Annotated in this window: 6 protein-coding genes; 4 read left to right on the top strand and 2 right to left on the bottom strand. The window is 75.1% G+C overall.

The features are described 5' to 3' along the window. The first annotated feature begins 16 nt into the window (after positions 1–16). The 4 genes from ACFWEP_RS29060 (at position 17) to ACFWEP_RS29075 (ending at position 5,610) form a co-directional block, all read left to right on the top strand. Positions 17–292 (top strand): hypothetical protein, encoded by a 276-nt coding sequence (locus ACFWEP_RS29060; protein WP_387374412.1) that lies wholly within the window; start codon positions 17–19, stop codon positions 290–292. A 65-nt stretch (positions 293–357) separates the two neighbouring features. Next, positions 358–2,997 carry a PQQ-binding-like beta-propeller repeat protein gene (locus tag ACFWEP_RS29065; RefSeq protein WP_387374402.1) on the top strand — a complete coding sequence of 880 codons (2,640 nt, stop codon included), beginning with the start codon at positions 358–360 and terminating at the stop codon, positions 2,995–2,997. 177 nt (positions 2,998–3,174) lie between these two features. Further along, entirely contained in the window at positions 3,175–4,596 is a 1,422-nt protein-coding gene (locus ACFWEP_RS29070) for an NlpC/P60 family protein (protein ID WP_387374404.1), read from the top strand. Positions 4,597–4,818: 222 nt separating this feature from the next. After that, on the top strand, positions 4,819–5,610 hold the full coding sequence (locus ACFWEP_RS29075) for a maleylpyruvate isomerase N-terminal domain-containing protein (protein ID WP_387374406.1): 792 nt from the start codon (positions 4,819–4,821) through the stop codon (positions 5,608–5,610). A 9-nt stretch (positions 5,611–5,619) separates the two neighbouring features. Here the strand turns inward: ACFWEP_RS29075 and ACFWEP_RS29080 are convergent, their stop codons facing one another. Together ACFWEP_RS29080 and ACFWEP_RS29085 are read right to left on the bottom strand one after the other, a co-directional pair. After that, on the bottom strand, positions 5,620–6,135 hold the full coding sequence (locus ACFWEP_RS29080) for a hypothetical protein (RefSeq protein ID WP_387374408.1): 516 nt from the start codon (positions 6,133–6,135) through the stop codon (positions 5,620–5,622). Next, positions 6,132–6,998: a hypothetical protein gene (locus ACFWEP_RS29085; protein ID WP_387374410.1), complete on the bottom strand. Its 867-nt coding sequence runs from the start codon at positions 6,996–6,998 to the stop codon at positions 6,132–6,134. The genes ACFWEP_RS29080 and ACFWEP_RS29085 overlap by 4 nt, the downstream gene beginning before the upstream one ends. Positions 6,999–7,195: the final 197 nt, after the last annotated feature.

Genomic DNA, 7,195 nt, shown 5'->3' on the forward strand with positions numbered 1-7,195 from the left:
GGGCGAGACGGTCCGGGTGAGAAGCGAGAACACCCCCTTCGAGGGCGGCCCCCTGGACGGCCGGGTCCTGCCCGTCCTCACCGGCCCCACCGGCCACCCGCCCAAGTGGTACGTGGTGCCGGTACCGGCCGAGGACGGCGGTCCGCCGACCGTCCACGCGTACCGCCGCGTCCCCGCCGGACACACCCCCCGACTGCACCTCCAACGCGGCTGGCTGTACGAGTACGCCCCCGGCGGCCGGGAGCACTTCCGCCCCAAGTGGCCCTGGACGAAGCCGAACAGCGGAGACTGAGGGTCCGGGCCAGCCCTTAGGATCGGCGGTCAGGTGCCGAGGGACGGTCACGAGGGGGGTGCGCCATGGAGGCGCTGCGTCAGGACGATCCACGCCGCTTCGGCCCGTACACCGCGCTGGCCCGCCACCGCGGGACGGCGAGCGCGGTGAGTTACCTGGCGCGCGGCGCGGACGCCGGGGACCTGGTCACGGTCACCGCCGCCCGGCCTGAGCTTGCCGCGCTGCCCGCCTTCCGCCGCCGCTTCCAGGCCGAGGTCCGCACCGCCGAACGGCTGGCCGGCGGCTGGGTGCAGCCGCCGCTCGACGTCCCCGGCGACGGTGACGGTCCGGCCGCCGGCCCGGAGCGGCTCTGGACCGCCGCCCCGTACATCCCCGCGCTGACGCTCGCCGAGGCCATCGCCGTCGCGGGTCCGCTGCCCGAACGCGCGGTACGGATACTGGGCGCGGGCGTCGCGGAGGTGCTGGCCCGGGTGCACGCCACCGGCTCCGCCCTCCAGGGCCTCTCGCCGGACACGGTGCTGCTGGCCGCCGACGGCCCCCGGCTGACCGCCTTCGGCCCGCTGGGCGGCGCGGCCGCAGCCGAGGCGCTGCCGGGCGGGCAGCTCTCCGTACGACTCGGCTACCTCACCCCGGAACAGCTCGCCGGCCACGAGGTGGGCGCCGCGTCCGACCTCTTCGTGCTCGGGCTGCTGCTGGCGTACGCGGCGACCGGCGCCACCCCGTTCGCCGAGGGCCCCGCCGGAGGGACGGCGGACCGGATCGCCCACGGGGAGCCCGGACTCGACGGCGTACCGGCCGAGTTGAGGGGCCTGGTCGCCGGGTGCCTGGCGAAGGACCCGCGTAGCCGCCCGACCGCCGCCTCCCTCGCGGCGTCGCTCGCGCTGGAGGGCGCGGCGGCACTCGCCCGGACCGGCTGGCTGCCCGAAAGGCTGTCGGCGGCGGTGGCGGACCAGGAGACGCGGGTGCGGTCGCTGGAGGTACCGCAGGAGCCCCCGGCCGGTTCGGCACCCGCTGACGGGGAGACGGCCACCGACCGGGAGACGCCCACCCGGTTCCTCGACACGCGTTCCCGCGACGGGGTGACGGATCACCCCACCACGCGGCTCGCCGTGACCCGCGAGCACTCCCCCGGGGGCGCCCTGGCGACCCGGCCGCCCGCCCCGGCGGTCCCGGTCGCCGCCCCTTCCCCCGGTTCGCTGCTCCCCGCGCGCCGGGCCCTGGAGTCGCCGGCCGGCGGCTCGCTCTCCGCCCAGGCACCGTCCGCTCCGGCGTACCCGGTGCCGTACTCCGGCACCTCGCTGCCCGGCGGCGGTTCCCTGCCCACCGGTCCGGGAACCCCGCCGGTACGACAGGCCCCCTCCGGACCGGACGGCACCGCGCTGTTCCCCACCCGCAGGTCGCTGCTGGCCACGGTCACCGCCGGAGCGCTCGGCCTCCTCGTCGGCGGCGTCGCGGTCGGCGCCCTCGGCGACGACGGCGCTCCCGCGCCCGCGAAGGACGACAAGCCCGAGCCCAGCGAGGGGCCCGCGCTCCCCGGACAGCCGCCCGCTCCCACCTGGGTGTACGCGCACCCGGCGTCCGAGGCGGAACCCCTCACCGCCGCGCTCTGGCAGGACCGGCTGCTGGTGCTGACGAGCAAGGCCCAGGCGACGGCGGTCGACCTGCGCACGGGCAGGAAGCGCTGGCAGCGCGCGGACGCCGCCGAGGGGCAGGCCGCGCTCACCACCGGGGACGGCCTCGTCTTCGTCGCGGGCCCGACCGCGTTCCTGTGGCTGTCGCCGGAGACCGGCGAGGTGAAGCACCGGGTGCGGTACGCGGACGGGTTCGCCGGTCTGCCCGGACTCCGGGTCGGCACGCTCACCGGCCAGTCCGGCTCCGTCGTCTGGTTCTCCGGCGCGCGGACCGTGACGGTGAAGGCCCCGAAACCGGCCAAGGGCAAGAAGCCGGGCAAGGACAAGCAGGTCGTCCAGGCGTACTTCTTCGCGTACGACCTGGTGAGCCGTCAGGAGGTGTGGCGGGTCCAGGTACCGGCGGGCCGGGACGCGGCCGGCCCGGAGTACCGGCTGACGGCGGCCCGGCTCAACGACATCGTGGTGCGCCAGGACGCCGCCACCCTCACCCCGGCCGATGTGCGCGCGGCCAAGGGGAAGGGCACCTTCCGCTGCTTCGACCGGGCGACCGGAAAGCTGCTCTGGACCAGGCAGTTCGGCACGGTCACCGCCTGGGGCGCGGCGGGCGGCGACGAGGAGGGGCGGCTCTTCGGGGCGGCCGGCAAGAATCTGGAGGCGTGGGACACGGAGTCCGGGAAGTCGTTGTGGCGGCTCGACGGAACGGCCGCGTCCTCCGAGTTCGGCGCACCGGTGGAGTCGGGCGACCTGATCGTCACCACCAACCGCAGCCAGGAGGTCGGCATGGTCGAGCGCGAGACCGGCAAGCTCCTCTGGCTGCGTTCCACCGAGGTGCCGGCCGGCGGCTCCGCGCCCGCCCTCACGGTCACCGCGTCCGGCGACACGGTCCTCGCCTCGGACACCACGCAGGTGACGGCGTTCGACGCGCGGGACGGGCGGCGTCTGTGGAAGTTCCAGGACATCGGCGTGGCCGAGCCCAAGGGCGCCGCGGTCACCGGCCCGTACCGGACCCTGACGACCGGACAGAGCGCCGTCGTCCTGCGGGGGCGGGCGGTCTACGCGTTCCCCGTCACCTGACGTTCGGCGGCGCCCGGACCCGGACCCCGCCGTACGGGGTGACGCGGGGCGCCACGCCGTGCGGTGCTTGCACCGGCGGACACCTAGTGAGCGGATAAATATGATTCGCACACTTTTCAGGGGTCCGGACCGGCCCGACGCACGGACGGGCCCCGCACCCTCACCGGAGGTGATGACGTGTCAGGCAGGCTTCTGCGAGCGGTCTGCGCGACGGCGGTCCTGGCCGCCGTCGCCGCCCGCGCCCCGGCCGCCACCGGCCCCGACCCACGACCGGCGCCCGAGCCCTCGGAGGCGTCGGTGAAGGCGCTCCCGCGTACGACTCCCGACGCGACCACCGACACGAGTCCTGGTGCGACTCCCGGTGCGAGTCCCCGTACGAGTCCCGGTGCGGCTCCCGGTGCGAGCCCTGGTGCCGGCGCCGGTGCGACTCCCGACGCGGCCGAGGGCCCGGCTCCCGCCCCGTCCGCCGCCCCGTCCCCCGGCGTGACCGTGGACGCCTCCGAAGCCCTCGCCGGCCGCACGCCGTCCGCGACCGGCGCCCCCGCCGCCCCCGAAGCCGCCGCCCCGAACGCCGCGCCGGCCCTGCTCACCGAACTCCGGACCCTCTACCGGCGGATGGAGCAGGCCACCGAGAAGTACAACGCGACCGACGAGAAGCTGGCGAAGCGGACGGCCGCCACCCGCAAGGCGAACGACGCGCTGACGAGGGCCCGGCGCACGCTCGGAACCGGACGTGCGGACGCCGGGCGGCTGGCCCGGGAGCAGTACCGGGGCCGGTCCGACTTCTCCGCGTACCTCAGGCTGCTGCTGGCGGACGAGCCCTCCGGCATGTTCGACCAGAGCCACGTGATCGCCCGGGCCGCGGCCGGGCGCGCGGCCACCGTGGACCGCCTGACGAAGGCCGAGAAGCGGGCCGGGGTCCTCGCGGCCGCCGCCCGCGAGGCGCTCGCCGAGCAGCGGGCGCTCGCGGCGGAGCAGCGACGGCAGCGCGACACCGTACGCACCGCGCTGGACGACGTCGAGGCACGCCTTGCGGGGCTCACGCCCGCCCAGCTCGGTGCGGTCTCCGCCCTGGAGGACGAGCAGGTGGACGCGGCGCAGCAGGACCTCGTCGCCTCCGGCGCCCTCAGCTCGACGCGTCCGCCGACCCGGCAGGGCGCCGAGGCCGTGGCGTACGCGATCGAGCAGATCGGCAAGGAGTACGAGTGGGGGGCCGAGGGGCCGGACACCTTCGACTGTTCCGGGCTCACCATGCGGGCCTGGGAGCGTGCCGGGCTGGCCGTCCCCCGGACCTCGCAGGAGCAGTGGGCCGAACTGCCGCGCGTCCCGGTCTCCTCGCTGCGGCCGGGCGACCTCGTCGTGTACTACCCGGAGGCCACGCACGTGGCCCTGTACATCGGCGACGGGCTGGTGGTGCAGGCGCCGAGGCCGGGCGCGGTGGTGAAGGTGTCCCCGCTGGCGTCGAACCCGCTGCTGGGCGCCGTACGCCCCGACCCGGAGGGCGTACCGCTGGACGTGTACACCCGGCCGGAGCTGCCGGAGGGGGCGTCGGAGGGCTCGGACACGGGGTACGACGCACCGGTCGAAGATCCGGAATAGGGCGGCCGTCGCCCGGGTGACGTTCCGTCACGCCTCCGTCCGGCGCGTCCGTCCCGTCCGGCGCGTCCGTCCCGTCCGGCCGGGTCTCCGCCCGGTACGGAGCCGCGTCACGCCTGCCGCGGTCCGGCCGCCCCTCGTCCCTCCCGGGTGAGGGTCCGCGCCCGCGAGGGCGGCCGGGAAAATCGCTGTCCGATCGCCTGAACACAGTGGTAGAGATTCCGGGTGACGACGACACTCGACTTCCCCGTTCTGCTGCGCCTGATCGCCGAACGGTCGACCGCCTTCCGGGCCGCGGTCGCCTCCGCGCCCAGCCTCGACGTACAGGTGCCGACCTGCCCCGAGTGGACGCTGTTCGATCTGGCGCGGCACATAGGTGAGGGGCGCCGCGACTGGGCCGCCACCGTCGCCGCGGGGCCCGCTCCGGCCAAGTCCGCGGCGGAGGGCGCCCCGGAAGCACCCCGGGAGCGCGAGGCCCTGCTGGCCTGGTTGACGGAGTCCACGGAGCAACTGCTGGACGCCTTGCGGAAGGCCGGCCCGGATCGCGGCTGTTGGGCCTGGTGGGAGACGTTGCAGTCGCCGCACACCTCCGGTGCCGTGGCCCGGCACCAGCTCCAGCAGATGGCGGTGCACACGCACGACGCCCAGATCACCCTGGGAGCCCCGCAGCCACTGCCCACCGAGACGGCACTCGACGGGGTCGACGAGTTCCTGTCCACCTGCGTGGCGACGGCGAGTGCCTGGCCGCACGAGCCCGCCGTCGTCGACTTCCACGCCTCTGAGGGCCGTTCCTGGCGCCTCTCGCTCTCCGCCGACGGCGCCAGGAGCGTCCGCCTCGCCAGGTCGGGCGACGGGGCGTCCGCCCTTGCCGATCCGGACGCGGCCGACCTCTCCGTCCGGGGTACGGCCGACGAGCTGGTCCTCATCCTGCACGACCGCATCCCGGTCGACTCCCTGAAGGTCGAAGGCGACCGACGTGTCTTCGACCGGCTGAGTGCCTGGGACCCGGACGAGTAGGACGTCGTCTCAGCCCCCGAAGTGGAGCACCGCGAGGCCGAGCGTGCCGGCGCTCAGCCACGACAGCGTGCCCCACAGGGCGATGTCGACGAGGAGCCCCTCGCGTGCGATCCGGGCGAAGAGCGCGGGCACGGTGAGGAGCACCACCCCGACGCCCCAGCTCGCGAGGGCCGCGAGCGGTGCCACGAACCCGGTCAGGGCCGCGAGCAGACCGAACGGCGCGAGCCCCGTCGCCAGCACCGCCGCAACCCACCACCACGCCTCACGACCACCGAACCTGCGCCCCAGCACCTCGCCCAGCCCCACGGCGGGGAGCACCACGAAGTAGGTGAGCAGGGCGCCAGGCGCGGCTCCGAGGAGCACGACGACGGCGAAGGAGAGGACCAGCGACTCCTCCACCGGACCGCGCAGCGCGTTCAGGGCGATCGGGACCGGCGCCTCCACGAAGAGCACGAGCAGGGACACCCGGGTCATCCGCCGGTAGTGCCGCTTCCACTCCACGGACGACAGTTCGGCCGACCTCACCCGCGGACCTTCGTCAGGGTGTACAGCAGCCAGGAGTCCGGGTCGCCGACGTAGTGGTAGAGGGTGACCCGGCTTTCGCTGCCGAGGATCTCCCACGGCTCCCAGCCGCACGCGGGGACGGTGACCTCGACCGTCTGCCCCCGGGGCCCCTCGCCGCGGTCGTAGCTCCAGGTGCCCCGGCCGGTGCACCGCTCCATCCCCTCGGTGTCCTCGGCGTCGTAGGCCGGGTCCCCGACGGCCGAGGCCACCGCGCCGCCGTCGCCCGACAGGGACAGGGTCCCGCCGTCCCCGTCGGTCCAGTCGCCCACCATCGAGGCATGGCTGACGACGGGCGGGGCGTACGGGTCGACGATGCCGAAGCCCAGGGCCATGAGCCCGAGGACCCCCATGCTCAGCACCGCCAGGGTGCCCCGGAGCAGGATGCGGCCGAAGAGCCCTCTGCGTGCGACGCGGGTGAAGAGGGCGGCCACGGAGAGCAGGGCCGTCGCCGCGCACCACATCCACACCGCCTCGAACGGCCCGAGGACGCCGGTCAGGACGGCGAGCGCTCCCGGCGGCACAAGTCCCGCCGCGAACACCACCGGAACCCACCACCAGGCCTCACGGCCGGTGAACCTGCGCCCCAGCGCCTCGCTCAGCCGCACGGCGGGGAGCACCAGGAGCAACGACACGACGGCTCCGACGAGGGCGCCCGGGATCACGAGGAAGAGCGGGAAGACCACCCCCAGGGCATTCGGGCCGACGCTCGGAGACTCCTGCGTCTGCCCGAGGAGCACGACGAGGATGGCGACGGTCACCGCCTCCAGGAACAGCACGAGCATCGAGATCCACACCATGCGGCCGAACGGCCGTTCTCTCCCCATGGAGAGCCCCCTCACGACAGGGCGGACGGCACGCCGTCCAGGGACGGCGAGCGGCACGCCGGAGCAGCGCGGCACACCCGGTGGGCGCCTGCGGCACCCTCATCCTGTCAGGGAATTTGAACGTGTTCAACATTGCGTGAGGCCCGGCCCGGATCACGCCCCGCCCACGCGAAAGGCACCGCCCACCGGCGAGTTGC

The organism is Streptomyces sp. NPDC060198, assembly GCF_042728415.1.
Lineage (GTDB): Bacteria > Actinomycetota > Actinomycetes > Streptomycetales > Streptomycetaceae > Streptomyces.